This window comes from Streptomyces argenteolus (genome assembly GCF_042902585.1).
Classification (GTDB): domain Bacteria; phylum Actinomycetota; class Actinomycetes; order Streptomycetales; family Streptomycetaceae; genus Streptomyces; species Streptomyces argenteolus.
This window is the reverse complement of record NZ_JBIBEG010000002.1, coordinates 1,000,705-1,016,624: the sequence shown is the minus strand read 5'-3', so window position 1 is coordinate 1,016,624 and position 15,920 is coordinate 1,000,705. Positions and strand designations below refer to the sequence as shown.

Annotated in this window: 18 protein-coding genes; 5 read left to right on the top strand and 13 right to left on the bottom strand. The window is 72.7% G+C overall.

Annotated features, from left to right (window positions below):
* Window positions 1–5: 5 nt before the first annotated feature.
* The 9 genes from bdeA to hisD form a co-directional block, all read right to left on the bottom strand.
* Window positions 6–938 carry a bis(hydroxyethyl) terephthalate hydrolase gene (bdeA, locus tag ACFY8O_RS11150; protein WP_387900688.1) on the bottom strand — a complete coding sequence of 311 codons (933 nt, stop codon included), beginning with the start codon at window positions 936–938 and terminating at the stop codon, window positions 6–8.
* A gap of 210 nt (window positions 939–1,148) precedes the next feature.
* The gene (gene hisF / locus ACFY8O_RS11145) at window positions 1,149–1,904 is read right to left on the bottom strand and encodes an imidazole glycerol phosphate synthase subunit HisF (protein WP_145802209.1); all 756 of its coding nucleotides are present in this window, start codon (window positions 1,902–1,904) and stop codon (window positions 1,149–1,151) included.
* Complete coding sequence (locus ACFY8O_RS11140) at window positions 1,901–2,299, bottom strand: RidA family protein (protein ID WP_145802207.1); 399 nt, start codon at window positions 2,297–2,299, stop codon at window positions 1,901–1,903. Before ACFY8O_RS11140 ends, hisF begins: the two co-directional genes overlap by 4 nt.
* On the bottom strand, window positions 2,296–3,021 hold the full coding sequence (gene priA / locus ACFY8O_RS11135) for a bifunctional 1-(5-phosphoribosyl)-5-((5-phosphoribosylamino)methylideneamino)imidazole-4-carboxamide isomerase/phosphoribosylanthranilate isomerase PriA (RefSeq protein ID WP_145802205.1): 726 nt from the start codon (window positions 3,019–3,021) through the stop codon (window positions 2,296–2,298). Before priA ends, ACFY8O_RS11140 begins: the two co-directional genes overlap by 4 nt.
* A complete protein-coding gene (hisH, locus tag ACFY8O_RS11130; protein ID WP_387900686.1) occupies window positions 3,021–3,662 on the bottom strand; it encodes an imidazole glycerol phosphate synthase subunit HisH in 642 nt (213 codons plus the stop codon). The genes priA and hisH overlap by 1 nt, the downstream gene beginning before the upstream one ends.
* A 9-nt stretch (window positions 3,663–3,671) precedes the next feature.
* Entirely contained in the window at window positions 3,672–3,839 is a 168-nt protein-coding gene (locus ACFY8O_RS11125; protein ID WP_387900684.1) for a hypothetical protein, read from the bottom strand.
* Window positions 3,836–4,438: an imidazoleglycerol-phosphate dehydratase HisB gene (gene hisB / locus ACFY8O_RS11120; protein WP_145802202.1), complete on the bottom strand. Its 603-nt coding sequence runs from the start codon at window positions 4,436–4,438 to the stop codon at window positions 3,836–3,838. The genes ACFY8O_RS11125 and hisB overlap by 4 nt, the downstream gene beginning before the upstream one ends.
* The gene (locus tag ACFY8O_RS11115) at window positions 4,435–5,562 is read right to left on the bottom strand and encodes a histidinol-phosphate transaminase (protein ID WP_145802200.1); all 1,128 of its coding nucleotides are present in this window, start codon (window positions 5,560–5,562) and stop codon (window positions 4,435–4,437) included. Before ACFY8O_RS11115 ends, hisB begins: the two co-directional genes overlap by 4 nt.
* Complete coding sequence (gene hisD, locus ACFY8O_RS11110) at window positions 5,559–6,881, bottom strand: histidinol dehydrogenase (protein ID WP_387900682.1); 1,323 nt, start codon at window positions 6,879–6,881, stop codon at window positions 5,559–5,561. The genes ACFY8O_RS11115 and hisD overlap by 4 nt, the downstream gene beginning before the upstream one ends.
* 160 nt (window positions 6,882–7,041) lie before the next feature.
* On the opposite strand from hisD, the gene ACFY8O_RS11105 reads away from it, so the two are divergent.
* The 4 genes from ACFY8O_RS11105 to ybaK all read left to right on the top strand — a co-directional run bounded on the left by ACFY8O_RS11105 (window position 7,042) and on the right by ybaK (window position 11,205).
* Complete coding sequence (locus tag ACFY8O_RS11105; protein WP_387900680.1) at window positions 7,042–8,643, top strand: oxidoreductase; 1,602 nt, start codon at window positions 7,042–7,044, stop codon at window positions 8,641–8,643.
* A 222-nt stretch (window positions 8,644–8,865) separates the two neighbouring features.
* On the top strand, window positions 8,866–9,900 hold the full coding sequence (locus tag ACFY8O_RS11100; protein ID WP_145802195.1) for a hypothetical protein: 1,035 nt from the start codon (window positions 8,866–8,868) through the stop codon (window positions 9,898–9,900).
* Between the two features lie 11 nt (window positions 9,901–9,911).
* On the top strand, window positions 9,912–10,688 hold the full coding sequence (locus tag ACFY8O_RS11095; protein ID WP_145802193.1) for an LON peptidase substrate-binding domain-containing protein: 777 nt from the start codon (window positions 9,912–9,914) through the stop codon (window positions 10,686–10,688).
* Between the two features lie 16 nt (window positions 10,689–10,704).
* Window positions 10,705–11,205, top strand: a complete 501-nt coding sequence (gene ybaK / locus ACFY8O_RS11090) for a Cys-tRNA(Pro) deacylase (RefSeq protein WP_387900679.1) — start codon at window positions 10,705–10,707, stop codon at window positions 11,203–11,205.
* A gap of 112 nt (window positions 11,206–11,317) precedes the next feature.
* On the opposite strand, the gene ACFY8O_RS11085 is transcribed toward ybaK, so the two are convergent.
* From ACFY8O_RS11085 to ACFY8O_RS11070, 4 genes are all read right to left on the bottom strand, one after another.
* Entirely contained in the window at window positions 11,318–12,055 is a 738-nt protein-coding gene (locus ACFY8O_RS11085) for an ABC transporter permease (RefSeq protein WP_387900678.1), read from the bottom strand.
* Window positions 12,056–12,089: 34 nt separating this feature from the next.
* On the bottom strand, window positions 12,090–12,938 hold the full coding sequence (locus ACFY8O_RS11080; RefSeq protein WP_387900676.1) for an ABC transporter permease: 849 nt from the start codon (window positions 12,936–12,938) through the stop codon (window positions 12,090–12,092).
* Window positions 12,939–12,981: 43 nt separating this feature from the next.
* Complete coding sequence (locus ACFY8O_RS11075) at window positions 12,982–13,965, bottom strand: ABC transporter ATP-binding protein (RefSeq protein ID WP_387901104.1); 984 nt, start codon at window positions 13,963–13,965, stop codon at window positions 12,982–12,984.
* 106 nt (window positions 13,966–14,071) lie between these two features.
* The gene (locus ACFY8O_RS11070; protein WP_387901101.1) at window positions 14,072–15,331 is read right to left on the bottom strand and encodes an NYN domain-containing protein; all 1,260 of its coding nucleotides are present in this window, start codon (window positions 15,329–15,331) and stop codon (window positions 14,072–14,074) included.
* 283 nt (window positions 15,332–15,614) lie between these two features.
* Between ACFY8O_RS11070 and ACFY8O_RS11065 the strand changes: the two genes are divergently transcribed.
* Window positions 15,615–15,794 carry a hypothetical protein gene (locus ACFY8O_RS11065; protein WP_387900674.1) on the top strand — a complete coding sequence of 60 codons (180 nt, stop codon included), beginning with the start codon at window positions 15,615–15,617 and terminating at the stop codon, window positions 15,792–15,794.
* The last annotated feature ends 126 nt before the right edge of the window (window positions 15,795–15,920 follow it).

Here is a 15,920-nt window from a genome sequence, read left to right as displayed (position 1 = left end):
GTCCGTCAGGAGGTGTGCGGGCAGTTGCCCTTGTACTCGGCGATGGTCAGGCTGGTCGAGGGCAGCGGGCAGAGGAACTGCTCGTAGCGGGTGTCGTTGTCGATGAACCGCTTCAGCCACGAGATGCTGTACTTCGCGATCGTCGTGTTCGACGAGTTCGGAGTGAAGTGCGTGGCACCCCGCAGCTCCAGGTACGCCTTGTCCAGCGAACTCGGCAGCGAGTTGTAGAACGGCTGCGAGTGCGTGGCGACCGGGGCGATCGTGTCCCCGTCCGCACCGATCACCAGGGTAGGGGTCTTCACCTCGGGCCAGGTCTTGTCCGTGTTCCACCCCGTCAGCGGGATCGCCGCCTGGAGCGACGGCCGGTCCTTCGCGGCTTCGAGGGTTCCGCCACCACCCATGGAGTGGCCCATCACGCCCAGCCGGGACGAGTCGATCCTGCCGCGCACCGAACTGCTGCCCGTCAGGTAGTCCAGCGCAGCCAGCAGCTGGTCACCACGGCTCGCCGGCTGGTCCGCCGTGGTGTTGGTGTCGATGGTGAACACCACGAAACCCTGCGAGGCCAGACGCGGACCCAGCCACGCGATGCTCGACTGATAGGCGGTGAAACCGGGCGAGATGACCACCGCGCCGAACGTCCCGTCCGACGTGGACGTCGGGTAGTAGATCGTGCCACCGCCGAACCCTCTGACGCTCAGCGAGGACACGGACGTCTCGGACGTGGCGTACGGACCGCGGAGCGCCTCGATGCTCGAGTTGCTCGGCGCCGGACCACGCTCGTACGGATTGTCGGCGGCGTGCGCGCCCGGTATGAGCGCGGTGACCAGGCCCGCGGTCGCCGCCGCTGCGGCCAGACCGAACCTGACGGTGCGGGAGCGGCTCGTGGACGTCCGGTGGCGGCGCGGGGAGACGTCGCCGGAGGGGAGGTGCTGCTGCACGAGGGGGGATCCTCTCGGTTGTGGCGCACCCCACCGCGGCAGCCGAAGGCCTCGTCGTCCTGGGCCTCGGGGGAGCACCGCGTGGGTGGCGCCGTCATGTGCTGACGGCGCCACTCTGGCGGCGCGCCCCGGGTGCGGACATCGGCGAGATCGCCGGTGTCCGCACCCGGTCCTCACCGTGGCCGAAGCCTGAACGACGTCCGGCCGAGGTCAGCGAACGGGCTGACCGGCCTCCCGCAGTGCGCCCTTGACCTCGGAGATCCGCAGGTCACCGAAGTGGAAGACGGACGCGGCGAGGACGGCGTCGGCGCCCGCCTCGATGGCGGGCGGGAAGTCGGAGAGCCGGCCCGCGCCGCCGGAGGCGATGACGGGGACGGTGACGTGCGCCCGTACCGCCTTGATCATCTCGGTGTCGTAGCCGTCCTTCGTGCCGTCGGCGTCCATCGAGTTGAGGAGGATCTCCCCCGCGCCGAGCTCGGCCGCCCGGTGCGCCCACTCGACCGCGTCGATGCCGGTGCCCCTGCGGCCCCCGTGCGTGGTCACCTCGAAGGTGCCCTCGGGGGTGCGCCGCGCGTCGACGGAGAGCACGAGCACCTGGCGCCCGAAGCGTTCGGCGATCTCGCGGATCAGCTCCGGGCGGGCGATGGCAGCGGTGTTGACCCCGACCTTGTCGGCACCGGCGCGCAGCAGCTTGTCGACGTCGTCGGGGGTGCGGACCCCGCCGCCGACGGTGAGCGGGATGAAGACCTGCTCGGCGGTGCGGCGCACCACGTCGTACGTCGTCTCGCGGTCACCGCTGGAGGCGGTGATGTCGAGGAAGGTCAGCTCGTCGGCGCCCTCGGCGTCGTACAGCTTCGCCATCTCGACCGGGTCGCCCGCGTCGCGCAGGTTCTGGAAGTTGACGCCCTTGACGACACGGCCGTTGTCCACGTCCAGGCAGGGGATGACCCGTACGGCCAGCGTCATCGCGCACCTGCCCGGTAGGCCTCGACCTCGACCTCGACGACCAGCGAGGGGTCGACGAAGCCGGAGACGATGATCATGGACGCGGCGGGGCGCACGTCGTCGAAGAGTTCCTTGTGGGCGCGGCCCACCTCGTCGACGTCCCGGGCGTGGGTGATGTACATCCGGGTACGGACGACGTCCTCGCGGCCGAGTCCGACCTGCTTCAGCGCGTCGAAGGCGACCTGGAAGGAGGCGACGGCCTGGTCGTACGGACCGCCCGCGGAGATCTGGCCGTTGACCACGGACGTGCAGCCCGCGACGAGGACGAGTCCGTTCGGCAGCTGCACCGCGCGGGAGTAGCCGAACTTCTCCTCCCAGGGGCCGCCCGAGGAGACGCGGCGTACGGAGTCCGTCATGCGGCGACCGCCTTGAGGGCCTCTTCGAGGGTGAAGGCCTTGGCGTAGAGCGCCTTGCCGACGATGGCTCCCTCGACGCCTTCGGGGACGAGCAGGGAGATCGCGCGCAGGTCGGCGAGCGAGGAGACACCGCCGGAGGCGACGACGGGCCGGTCGGTGGCGGCGCAGACGTCACGCAGGAGGGCGAGGTTGGGACCCTCCAGCGTGCCGTCCTTGGCGATGTCGGTGACGACGTAGCGGGCGCAGCCCTCGGAGTCGAGGCGGGCGAGCGTCTCGTACAGGTCGCCTCCGTCGCGGGTCCAGCCCCGGCCGCGCAGGGTGGTGCCCCGGACGTCGAGGCCGACGGCGATCTTGTCTCCGTGCTCGGCGATGACCTTGGCGACCCACTCGGGGCTCTCCAGGGCGGCGGTGCCGAGGTTGACCCGGCGGCAGCCGGTGGCCAGGGCGGCGGCGAGCGAGGCGTCGTCGCGGATGCCCCCGGAGAGCTCGACCTTGATGTCCATGGCGCCGGCCACCTCGGCGATGAGGGCGCGGTTGTCGCCGGTGCCGAAGGCGGCGTCCAGGTCGACGAGGTGCAGCCACTCGGCGCCGGCGCTCTGCCAGGCGAGGGCCGCCTCCAGCGGCGAGCCGTAGGAGGTCTCGGAGCCGGATTCGCCGTGGACGAGGCGGACGGCCTGGCCGTCGCGGACGTCTACGGCGGGGAGCAGTTCAAGCTTCGGCATTACAGCGTCTCGATCCAGTTGGTCAGCAGCTGGGCGCCGGCATCGCCGGACTTCTCGGGGTGGAACTGGGTGGCCCACAGCGCGCCGTTCTCCACGGCGGCCACGAACCGCTCTCCGTGCGTCGCCCAGGTGACCTTGGGCGCACGGATCTTGTCGTTGGTCACTTCGAGGGACCAGTCGTGCGCCGCGTAGGAGTGCACGAAGTAGTAGCGGGCGTCGGCGCCGAGACCCGCGAAGAGCTGGCTGTCCTCGGGGGCTTCGACGGTGTTCCAGCCCATGTGCGGGACGATGTCGGCCTTCAGCGGGCCGACGGTGCCGGGCCACTCGTCGAGGCCCTCGGTCTCCACGCCGTGCTCGATGCCGCGCTCGAACAGGATCTGCATACCGACGCAGATGCCCATGACGGGGCGTCCGCCGGCCAGCCGACGGCCGATGATCCACTCGCCGCGTGCCTTCTTGAGACCCGTCATGCAGGCGGAGAAGGCGCCGACGCCGGGCACGAGCAGCCCGTCGGCGTTCATCGCGGTGTCGAAGTCGCGGGTGATCTCCACGTCCCCGCCGACATGGGCGAGTGCCCGCTCGGCCGAACGGACGTTGCCGAAGCCGTAGTCGAAGACGACGATCTTCTTCTTGTCGCTCACAGTGCCACCTCAGTCCCAGAGTCCCTGGATCCGCATGACGCCTGCCACCAGGCACATCACGGAGCCGATCCCGAGGAGCACGAGGACGCCCTTGGGCATGCCCTGCTTCCAGAAGGAGTAGACGCCGCCGGCCAGGAAGAGGCCGACGACGATCAGAACGGTGTTGAGGCCGGTCACAGGGCGCCCTTCGTGGACGGAAGGATGCCGGCCGCACGCGGGTCGTGCTCACTGGCGTACCGCAGGGCGCGGGCCAGCGCCTTGAACTGGCACTCCACGATGTGGTGGGCGTTGCGGCCGTACGGGACGTGGACGTGCAGGGCGATCTGCGCCTGGGCGACGAAGGACTCCAGGATGTGCCGGGTCATCGTCGTGTCGTACTCGCCGATCATCGGCGCCATCTTCTCCGGCTCGGTGTGCACCAGGTAGGGGCGGCCGGAGAGGTCGACGGTGACCTGGGCGAGCGACTCGTCCAGCGGGACGGTGCAGTTGCCGAAGCGGTAGATCCCGACCTTGTCGCCGAGCGCCTGCCTGAAGGCGGCGCCGAGCGCGAGGGCGGTGTCCTCGATGGTGTGGTGCGAGTCGATGTGCAGGTCGCCCTCGGTCTTGACCGTGAGGTCGAAGAGGCCGTGGCGGCCGAGCTGGTCGAGCATGTGGTCGTAGAAACCGACCCCGGTCGAGACGTCGACCTTGCCGGTGCCGTCGAGATTGATCTCGACGAGCACGGAGGTCTCCTTGGTGGTCCGCTCCACTCTTCCTACGCGGGCCTCGCGAGTCATGCGTCGTGCTCCTTCTTCAGTTCGCGCACCGCATCGAGGAACGCGTCGTTCTCTGCCGGGGTTCCCGCGGAGACCCGCAGCCATCCCGGTACGCCGTTGTCCCGGACCAGGACGCCCCGGTCGAGGATCTGCCGCCAGGCGGTGTGGCTGTCGGCGAAGCGGCCGAACTGGACGAAGTTGGCGTCCGAGTCGGTCACGGCGAAGCCGAGCTCCCGCAGGCCGTCGACCAGCCGGTCGCGCTCGCTCTTGAGCTGCGCGACGTACCCGAGAAGGGTATCGGTGTGCTCCAGGGCGGCGAGCGCGGTGGCCTGCGTGATCGAGGACAGGTGGTAGGGCAGCCGGACCAGCTGGACCGCGTCCACGACGGCCGGGGCCGCCGCGAGGTAGCCGAGGCGCAGGCCGGCGGCGCCGAAGGCCTTGGACATGGTGCGGGAGAGCACCAGGTGGGGGCGGCCCTCGATGAGCGGCAGCAGCGAGGGGTGGTGGCTGAACTCGCCGTACGCCTCGTCGACGACCACCATCGACGGCCGGGCGGCCTGGGCGGCGTCGTAGAGCTCGACGACGGTCTCTGCGTCCACGGCGGTGCCGGTGGGGTTGTTGGGTGAGGTGATGAAGACGACCTCGGGCCGGTGCTCGGCGACGGCCTTCTTCGCGGCCTCCACGTCGATGGTGAAGTCCTCGTTGCGCGGCCCGGAGATCCAGCCGGTGCCGGTGCCGCGTGCGATGAGGGCGTGCATGGAGTACGAGGGCTCGAAGCCGATCGCGGTGCGGCCGGGGCCGCCGAAGGTCTGCAGCAGTTGCTGGAGGACCTCGTTGGAGCCGTTGGCCGCCCAGACGTTGGCGGCGGCGACCTCGTGCCCGGCGGTGCGGGTGAGGTAGCGGGCGAGCTCGGTGCGGAGCTCGACGGCGTCGCGGTCGGGGTAGCGGTTGAGGTCGCGGGCGGCCTCGCGGACCCGCTCCGCGATGCGGTCGACGAGCGCGTCGGGCAGCGGGTACGGGTTCTCGTTGGTGTTCAGCCGGACCGGCACGTCGAGCTGGGGCGCCCCGTACGGGGACTGGCCGCGGAGCTCGTCGCGGATCGGGAGGGCGTCCCACGCGTTCTGGGGGGTGCTGCTGTTCGTCACGCCTGCGGAACCTTCCAGCCGAACCTGGCCTTGAGCGCGGCGCCGTGGGCGGGGAGGTCCTCCGCCTCGGCGAGGGTGACCACGTGGTGGGTGACCTCGGCCAGCGCGTCGCGGGTGTAGTCGACGATGTGGATGCCGCGCAGGAAGGACTGCACGGACAGGCCCGAGGAGTGGCAGGCGCAGCCGCCGGTGGGCAGGACGTGGTTGGAGCCGGCGCAGTAGTCGCCGAGGGAGACGGGCGACCAGGGTCCGACGAAGACGGCTCCGGCGTTGCGGACCCGGTCGGCGACGGCGGCGGCGTTCTCCGTCTGGATCTCCAGGTGCTCGGCCGCGTACGCGTCGACGACCTTGAGACCGTCCTCCAGGTCGTTGACGAGGACGATCGCGGACTGGCGCCCGGCGAGCGCCGGCTCGATGCGGTCGGTGACGTGCCTGGTCGCGGCGATCTGGGGCCTCAGCTCGGCCTCGGTGGCGGCGGCGAGCTCCTCGGAGTCGGTCACCAGCACGGCCGCGGCCATGGGGTCGTGCTCGGCCTGGCTGATCAGGTCGGCGGCGACGTGCACGGGGTCGGCGCTCGCGTCGGCGAGGATCGCGATCTCGGTGGGGCCGGCCTCGGCGTCGATGCCGACACGGCCCTTGAGGAGGCGCTTGGCGGCGGCGACGTAGATGTTGCCGGGGCCGGTGACGAGGTTCACGGGCAGGCAGTCCTCGGTGCCGTACGCGAACATCGCGACGGCCTGGGAGCCTCCGGCGGCGTACACCTCGTCGACGCCGAGGAGGGCGCAGGCGGCGAGGATCGTGGGGTGCGGCAGGCCGCCGAACCCCTTCTGCGGCGGGGAGGCGACGGCGATGCCCTCGACACCCGCCTCCTGGGCCGGGACCACGTTCATCACGACGGAGGAGGGGTAGACCGAGCGACCGCCCGGGACGTAGAGCCCCACGCGCTCGACGGGCACCCACTTCTCGGTGACCGTGCCGCCGGGGACGACCTGGGTGGTGTGGGTGGTGCGGCGCTGTGCGCGGTGGACGAGGCGGGCGCGGCGGATCGACTCCTCGAGGGCGGCCCGCACGGCGGGGTCGAGGCGCTCCAGCGCCCCGGCGATCACGTCGGCGGGGACCCGCAGCGACTCGATCCGCACACCGTCGAATTTCTCTCCCCACTCGATCACTGCCGCGGAGCCACGATGGCGTACGTCCTCGCAGATGGGCCGCACCGTCTCCAGGGCGGCTTCCACGTCGAACTCGGCACGGGGCAGCAGGTCGCGCAGGTCGCCGCCCTCGGGGAGGGCGGTGCCGCGCAGATCGATTCGAGAGATCACACCGCAATTCTCTCAGACCGGTTCAGGCGCCCGGTCGTCCGTATCACTGGCTGATACATGCCCCGGCTGTCACTGCTGACCGTTAGCTTTCACACGGTCACACAGAGGGAAGAACGACTGTACGAAGCGCGGGGTGAACCGCGCGGGCGGAGGTGAGGCAGTGATCGAACCGCACGACGGCGAGATCCCCGACGGGCTCAGCGCGGCGGAGCTGGGCATGTGGCAGGCCTTCCGGAACGGCACGACGTACGATCTGCGCTCCCACGACCCGGTGCGCGACGATCCCTTCGCGCCGCACCTCTGGGGGCCGGAGCGCAGCGTCGGGGCCAGGACGGTGGCACGGCTGCTGCTGAGCGGGCCGCCGGCCCGTCCGGGGCGGGTGGCGGCCCTGAAGCTCCGGGGCGTACGGATCACGGGGAAGCTGGATCTGGCGGGTGGCCGCGTCTCGCCGTACGTGGAGCTGACCGGCTGCCGCTTCGAGCAGGAGGTGGTGCTGCCCGAGTGCTATTTCACGACGCTCCGGCTGGTGGGCTGCGCGGTGCCGCGGCTGGACGCGGCACGGCTGCACACGGAGGGGGATCTGCATCTGCCGCGCTGCCGGATCGAGCGCGGCATCCGGCTGACCGACGCGCAGATCGGCACGGACCTGCTGATCAACCAGCTCGGCGTCGGCCCCGACCGGCGCGGGCGCGCGTTCGTCGGCGACGGGATGTCGGTCGCCCAGGACCTCCAGGCCGAGATGATCGAGACGCGCGGCGAGCTGAGCCTGCGCGGGGCGAAGGTCGGCGGATCGCTGAGCCTGCGCGGGAGCAGGCTGCGCGCCTCGGACGGGCGGCGGGCGCTGAACGCCCCGCAGCTCAGCGTGGAGCGCACGCTGTACATGACGGAGGCCTGGGTGAGCATCGACACGGGGAACCAGGGCACCACTCCCCCGTTCGGCATCGCCCGCGAGGGCGGTCCTGCGCGCGGGACGCGTGCGCAGGTCTTCGAGTGCCGGGGCGCGGTGCGGCTGGACGACGGGCGCTTCGGTGACGCGGTGGACCTGCACAAGGCCCGCTTCGTCCTCGCCGGGCGCGAGGAGCTCTCCCTGCGCAGGATCGTCACGCCGGAGCTGCGCTTCAACGCGGAGCGCCCCCAGGAGGGCCGGGTCGTCCTGAACGGCGCGAAGGTCGTCACGCTGATCGACGTGTCGACCAGCTGGCCGGGGCCGGGCGGCCTGGCGATGGACGGCTTCGTCTACGAGAACCTCGTGCCCTACGGCCACTTCCCGTTGTCGCGCCGCCTGGAGTGGGTGCTGGCCGCGACCCCGGAGTACGTCCCGGAGCCGTACGAGCGCCTCGCGACGGTGCTCCGCAGCTGCGGGGAGGACGCGGACGCGCGCGAGGTGCTGCTGGCCAAACAGCGGCGCCGGCGCGAGACCCTGCCGCCCGCGGGCAGGGCCTGGGGCTACCTCCAGGACTGGATGGTGGCCTACGGCTACCGGCCGGGGCGCGCCCTGGTGTGGATGGCGGTGCTGTGGGCTGCCGGCGCGGTGGCCTTCTCGCAGTACGAGCCGGAGTCGATCAAGGGGAACGAGCATCCGCAGTGGAACCCGGCGCTGTACGCGCTGGATCTGCTGGTGCCGGTGATCAACCTCGGGCAGGACGGGTACTGGCTGCTGGAGGGCGGCTGGCAGTGGGCGGCGGCGGCACTGGTCCTGCTCGGGTGGATATTGGCCACGACGGTGGCGGCGGGCGCGTCGCGGCTGCTGCGCCGCGGCTGACCCGAAGGACTCCTCGCTCCGGCCCGGCGCCCGGGCGGCTCCTCGCTCGAAAGGCCGGTCGAGGCCCGGCAGGGCGGGCGGTTCCCCTCGACGGGAAGGTCGGATTCCGGCCGCCGGGTAGCGCTTCCTTTGCCCTTTCTTGACCTGCTCCAGGGCAACCCTCCCACTCGCTACAGAAGCTTCACAGTGGCTCTCTGGCGCCGCCCCTACCAGGGCTTTTCAATGGTCTGCACCATGGCTTTCCTCCGCGCTCTGCTGAGTTCCGCGCGCGCGTTCCGGTGGGGCCCCGGGCTGTCCGCCGGGCTGCCTTCGGACGACGCGGTGCTGCTCGACGCCCCGGACGAGCGGCTCTCCCCGGCCCTGGTCGCGGCGGCCCTGGGGGACTTCGAACCGGCGGCCAAGCTCCTGGCCACCACCCGGGACGCCGCGGACTGGGAGAGCCGCGACCGCTGCCTCGCCCTGCTGGTCGCCTTCGCCCGCAGCCGGGACGGCTGGCTCGGCGGCTGGCTGGCCGCCGCCCCGCGCGACCCGGACGCCCTGCTCGTCAAGGCGGCCCTGGCGGTGCGCCGCGCGTGGGAGTCCCCCGCCCACGCCGAGCTGCTGCGCGACGTCGGCCCGCTGATCACGGCGGCTGCCGAGGCGGACCCCCGTGACCCGGTCCCGTGGCGGCTGGCGCTCGACCACGCCCGGGGCACCCATGCCACGCACACGGTCTTCGAATCGCTCTGGGAGCAGGCCGTTCGCCGCTCCCCGCACCACTACGGCAGTCATGTCGCCGCGCTCCGGTACCTCTCGGCGCAGTGGTACGGGTCCCACCGCGAGTGCTTCGACTTCGCCGAGCGGGCGGCCGAGGACGCCGCCGGGGATTCCCTCGTGCAGGCGCTGCCCGTGCGGGCGGCGTACGCCCTGTTGCGCGACGAGCGGGCCTGGGCGCGGGCGACCTCCGTGCAGGAGGACCGGATCGACGACGCGGCCGATCTCGCGATCGGGCTCTCGTCCGCCTTTCCTGCCGGTGACCCCTGGCCGGCCGAGGTCCGTAACCTGCTCGCCTACGTGCTGGTCGCGCGGGGCCGCTCGGCCGACGCACTGGAGCAGTTCCGGCTGATCGGGCCGTACGCCACGTCCTTCCCCTGGGCCCACGTGACCGGGGAGGCGCTCGGCGGTTTCCTCGAAGCGCGGGCCGCCGCCCGGCTCGGGGTGGCCTCTTCGACGCCGTTGCGCGGGAGGCCGGAGCACAGCGGGCGCCGTGGCCATTAGGCTTGGCCGTTGTGACCACCGCTCGCCTGCCCCTCTTCCCGCTGAACGCGGTGCTGTTCCCCGGCCTCGTGCTGCCGCTCAACGTCTTCGAGGAGCGCTATCGCGCCATGATGCGTGAGCTGCTCGAGATCGACGAGGACGAACCGCGCCGCTTCGTGGTGGTCGCGATCCGCGACGGCCGCGAGACCGCCCCGACGGCCACCGGGATGCCGGACACGGTCTCCACGGCACCCCCTGCCGAGCGGGCCCCGGCCGACGGCTTCGGTCCCGATCCCATCCAGACCTTCCACCGGGTCGGCTGCGTCGCGGACGCGGCGAAGATCCGTGAGCGGGCCGACGGCAGCTACGAGGTCCTGGCGACGGGCACCACGCGCGTCCGGCTGCTCTCCGTCGACGCGAGCGGCCCGTTCCTGACGGCCGAGGTCGAGGAACTGCCCGAGGACCCGGGGACCGCCGAGGACGAGATCTCGCCCCCGGACGAGGCGGGGGCCCTCGCCGAGGGTGTCCTGCGCGCGTTCCGCAGCTACCAGAAGCGGCTGGCCGGTGCCAGCGAGCGTTCGCTGACGACGAGTTCGGACCTGCCGGACGACCCGTCCGTCGTCTCGTACCTGGTGGCCGCCGCCGCCGTGCTCGACGTGCCCTCGAAGCAGCGGCTGCTCCAGGCGCCGGACACGGCGACCCGGCTGCGCGAGGAGCTCGCCCTCCTGCGCAAGGAGACCGCCGTGATCCGGCACCTGCCGTCGCTGCCGGCGATCGACCTGACCCGCGGCCCCACCCACCCCAACTGACCCGAGGACCAGCCAGGTGGCGAAGAAGTCCAGGAAACAGCAGCCCGGCGGCACCCCGGCCACGGTCGCCCTGACCACGGCAGGCACCGCGTTCACCGTCCACTCCTACGAGCACGACCCGTCCTCGGCGTCCTACGGCGAGGAGGCCGCGGAGGCCCTCGGCGTCTCACCGGACCGGGTGTTCAAGACTCTGGTGGCCGACGTCGACGGCGAGCTGGTCGTCGCGGTCGTGCCGGTCGCGGGATCGCTGGACCTGAAGGCGCTGGCAGCGGCGGTCGGGGGCAAGCGGGCCGCCATGGCGGACCCCGCGGCGGCGGAACGCACGACGGGCTACGTGCGGGGCGGGATCTCCCCGCTGGGTCAGCGCAAGCGGCTGCGTACGGTGCTGGACGCGTCGGCCGCGTCCCATCCCACGATCTGCGTCTCGGCGGGCCGCCGTGGCCTGGAGGTCGAGCTGTCCCCCGAGGACCTCACGGCCATGACGACCGCCACCCTGGCCCCGATCGGCCGCACGTGACCCCGGTCGGCCCGGCCCCGGTCGGCCGCGCAGGAGACCACAGGCGCCCGGCCCCGGTCGGCCGCGCGTAGAGGGAGGCCCGGCCGCGACGGCGCCGGGCCGGTGGGTGCCGCTACGGGCGCCGCGGCCACTCCCCCGGCGCTCCGCCGTTCTCCGCCGGCCGCGACTGGGGCTCCCGCCCGGGCTCCGGCTCCGTGGAGGACTCCGAGAGGTGCGCCGCGTACGGGTCCCCGTAGGGCCCGCCCCACTCCGGCTCGGGGTCCCTGGGCCCGAACAGGGCCGTCAGCCCGAGGTGCACGATCATCGCGGCGACGGGCCAGGCGAGCATCCCCGCCCCCACCGCGTGCAGTTCCAGCGGCGCGTCGAACGTGACCCCCTTGCCGACCTCCTTGGCGTGGGCCACCACGTCCGATGTGGGACCGAACCAGGTCCCGATCCCCCACGCCAGCAGGGACCCGAGCAGCCCGCCCAGAGCGAGCCCCACCACCAGCGGGATGCCACCGCGCCTGCGGAAGAGGAAGACGGCGAGTCCCGAGACGAGGCCGAAGGCCAGGGCGAGCAGGACGAAGGTGCCGTCTGCGCCGATCGCCTCCTCGCCCTCGCTGTTCTTGAGGAAGACGGCCGTGTCGTCGGAGACGAGCGGCACCCTCGGCGCGAGCCAGAGCCAGAGGAGGCCGAGACCCACACCCGCCACCGTCAGCAGGGCGGCGATCGTCGCGCCCTGACGGAGTTCCAGGCGCCGCTCGTCCGCATCCGGCCGGTCGCCGGGCACGGCGTGCGAGCCGGCGGGCGGGCCCTGCCAGGGGTCGTTCGGCTGTGGCTGGTGCGGCGGCGTCAACGGTGCGGTCACGGTGCCATCGTGCCAGGCGTGTCCGGGTACCGCCTCACCGGACCGCCGCACGGCGGTACGCCCATGTGGCGACCGCCAGCGACAGCACACCGACCGCCGCGCACACGGCGAGGTCGAGGGCGACGACCGCCCAGTCGGGGTGGGCGTCGAAGGACCGGGACAGCGCCTCGACCCCGTAGGTCGAGGGGAGCAGGTCGCGTGCCCACCCGACGGGGGCCGGCAGCCGCTCCGCCGGGAGCACGCCCAGCAGCAGCGCCGCGGACATGCCCAGCTGCCCGAGCAGCGTCGCCAGTTCCTGCCTCGGCGCCAGCAGGCCGAGCGCTGCGCCGAGCCCGGAGAGCGCCGCCCCGGACAGCGGGATGACCGCGACCAGCACCCAGAGGTGCGTCATCGGCAGGCCGAACAGGGCGCTGCCCGCCACGGCCGTGACGATCGTGCCGGGCACGGTGAACGAGGCGTACGCGCCCGCCGCACCCAGCACCACGGCGGCGGGCGGTACGGGAAGGGTCGCGTAGTGGTCGAGTCCCCCGCCGGCCCGGAGCTGGCCGAAGTACTGGGCGAGCAGGTTGAGCGCGACGAAGGCCACCACCAGCACGCTGGACCCGGCCACGACGGCGCGCGCCTCCGCGCCGCCGTCGACGACGCCGCGCATCAGCACCATGATCCCGACGGACTGGAAGGTCGCGACGAAGAGCAGCGGGATCCGGGCGACCCGTGCGCGCGACAGCTGCGCGCGGTACACGGCGGCCAGCGAGGGCAGCAGCCTGGCGCGGGGCGCGAGGGGGGCCGGGGCGGTACGGGTGGGGCGGCCGGTCCGCACCGCGGAGTTCCGCGGTGTCGGGCCGGCCACCTGCGCGGACTCCGTGGGAACGATGCTCGTCACCTGGCACAGCTCCCGTCCGACACGTTCACCTTCGAGTCCATGATCACGCCTTCACCAGCCCCTCGGTGGCCCGGGCCGCGTCCCCGCCGAGCGCCAGATAGACGTCCTCCAGGCTGGGCGTGGCCAGCGTGAAGTCGTCCAGCGAGGAGAACGCGGCCCCACCGGTCACGGCGGCGACCGCGGCCCGTGCCTCGTCGGCGCCGAGCCGCAGCACCCAGCGGCGTCCCGACTCCTGGGCGGAGGCGCGCAGCGCGGCGACCTCGGGGACGTCCAGCGGCGCGCGCTCGCGCCACACCAGCTCGACCCGGACCTCTCCGGCGACCTGTTCCTTGAGCCCGGACGGGGTGTCACAGGCGATGACCTTGCCGCGCTCCATGACGGCGACCCGGTCCAGGACCGTCTCGGCCTCGATGACGTTGTGGGTCACCAGCAGCACCGTGGCTCCCCGTTCGGCACGCCGCCGGTCGACGGCGGACCAGACGGAACGGCGGGCGACGGGGTCCATCCCGGTCGTCGGCTCGTCCAGCACCAGGACGGGGCGCTCCCCCACCAGGGTGGCGGCGAAGCAGGCGAGCCTGCGCTGACCGCCCGACAGCTTCTTCAGCGGGCGCCCGGCGAGCTCGGTGAGGCCCAGCTCCTCCAGCACCTCGTCGCGTGCGGCGCGCGCCGCACGCACGGGCAGGCCCCTGAGGCGTCCGGTGGTCTCGGCGGCGAGCGACACGGTCAGTTCGTCGAGGGCGGTGGACTCCTGGCCGAGGTAGCCGATGAGCCGGGAGGCTCGCTCGGGATGGCGCACGAGATCGTGTCCCAGCACCTCGACGCTTCCGGAGTCGGGGCGCATCAGTCCGGTGAGCTGCCGTACGAGCGTGGACTTGCCCGCCCCGTTGGGCCCGAGCAGCCCGAAGATCTCGCCGCGCCGGACGTCGAGGCCGACCCCGTCGGTGGCGCGCACCTCGGGGGTGGCGGCCCGGCCGCGTCGGCCGCGGACCGCGGGGTAGGTCTTGACCAGATCACGCACCGCGCACACGGTCCCGGTCCCGGTCTGTGCCTGTGCTGTGCCCGTACTCACGAGGTACGAGAGTACGGGGTCGGATGCCCCGTATCGCGTCCGGGGCATGGCTGAGGCGCCCCGCTCATTCCCCCGCCGGGGCGTGCTCGGCGGCGGCCCGTACGTCGATCTCACGCCAGAACCCCGCGCGGATGGCATAGCGGTCGTGCTCGTCGATCTGGTCGTCCTTGTGCGCGAGCAGCCCGAAGCGGGCCGCGTACCTCAGCAGTTCGCCGTCGATGCGGTGCGGGATGCGGGGGTACATCGTGGAGAGTTTTTGCAGGTGGACGGTTTCCGGGAGCCGTTCCATCCAGCGCCGGGCGAAGACCTGGCCGACCTCGAAGGGGTCGCCGCCGACGGTGGTGATGTCCTCCTCCCGGTCGGCCCAGCGCTGCTCGGCGCTCGTCAGCTGGGCCAGGGTGGGCAGCGACGCGGTCTCGGCGGGTTCGCCGAGCGGCCCGCCGCGCTCCACCCAGCCCCTGTCGGAGGACCAGCGCAGGGTGGCGTTGGGCGCGGGCTGCTGCGCGGGGGCGTGCGCGCCCCGGTCGCCGGGGGCGCGCAGACCGGCCAGGTCCTTGGGGGTGGGGACGCCCTTGTGTCCCGGGGCGGGCTGCGCGTGGGTCACGGTGTCGCCGGACGGTGCGGCGGTGCCGTTGCGGGCCGCGGCGGCCTGGGCCTCCGAGGCGCGCTCGGCGGAGGCCGCGAGGGCCGCCTCGGGCAGCGGCGCGGAGAGGATGGCGGCGATCTCCGGACGCGGGACCGGCGAGGGCGCGCACACGCCGCCCGTCTCCTTGGCCCGGACGGCCTTGGTGATCCAGATCCGGTCGAGCACCCGCCGTTCGTCGGCCTCGGCCACCAGGTCCTCGGACTGGTTGTAGTCACCGTCGGCGGCCTGGACCGCCCAGAGGTGGACGGCGACCCCGTGCTCCTTGGCGGACATGAGGCCGGGCAGCAGATCGCCGTCTCCGGTCACGAGCACCACGTCGGAGCAGGCGCGGTTCCTGGCCAGCTCGGTCAGCTCGGCGTGCATGGCCGCGTCGACGCCCTTCTGGGCCCACCGGCCGTCACTGCGCGTGAGCGCACCCAGCCGAACCGTCACCCTGGGCATGACGCGTAGCCTGCGGTGCTCGGGCTGGGGTACGCGGTCGGGGGCGCCGTCGAACCAGTAGATGCGCAGGAGAGGCTGTTCCGTGTCGGCCTCGGCACGCTCGCGCAGGCCCTGGATCAGGGCCGCGTGGTCCACCGTGATGCGGGAACGGGCGGGCTCTCCGGCCAGCAGACTCGCGGCTGCGCCCAGCAGGTAGCCGGCGTCCACCAGGACGACGCAACGGTCCACGCGTTCCACCCTCTTCCAGGAGTCGGGAGCGGAGTCAGCGGGTCCGGACATGGGGGGGTGGACCCACTCACCCGGTGACCCGGGTTTCGCTCACTCAGGGTTTCCTTCGAGTCTGCCCGACGGCAGTGGGGTTGAGGTCCGGAACTCGATCATCGGCGTGGCGGATCCGGAAAACGGCGCATGATACCTCCCCTACTACACTGGGTAATGATCCAACATGCGGCCTTTGTGGTGATATGTGAGTCTGACAGCGGTTCTGGACCCCCCGGATCTCTCCACAGGAGGTATCACCATGGCGAAGAACAAGAATCGCAAGCAGAGCAGCCAGCCCGACCGCGCCTCCGCGGCCGAGCGCGGCGCGGAGCAGGCCAAGTCGACGGCGTACGAGTCGCAGACGCAGCCCCAGACACAGGCGCAGGGCAGCCCGGCCGACGTCGCGCGCAAGCACCAGAAGCGTTTCGGCCACAACTGACGGCCCGCCGGGCCGACAGGCCGAGAGGGGCGGCCCCCCCCCCCCCGGGGGGGCCCCCCCCGCGGGGGGGGGGGGGGCGGGGGGGCGCCCGCCCCCGCCCCCCCCCCGCCCCCCCCCCTAAGCTGG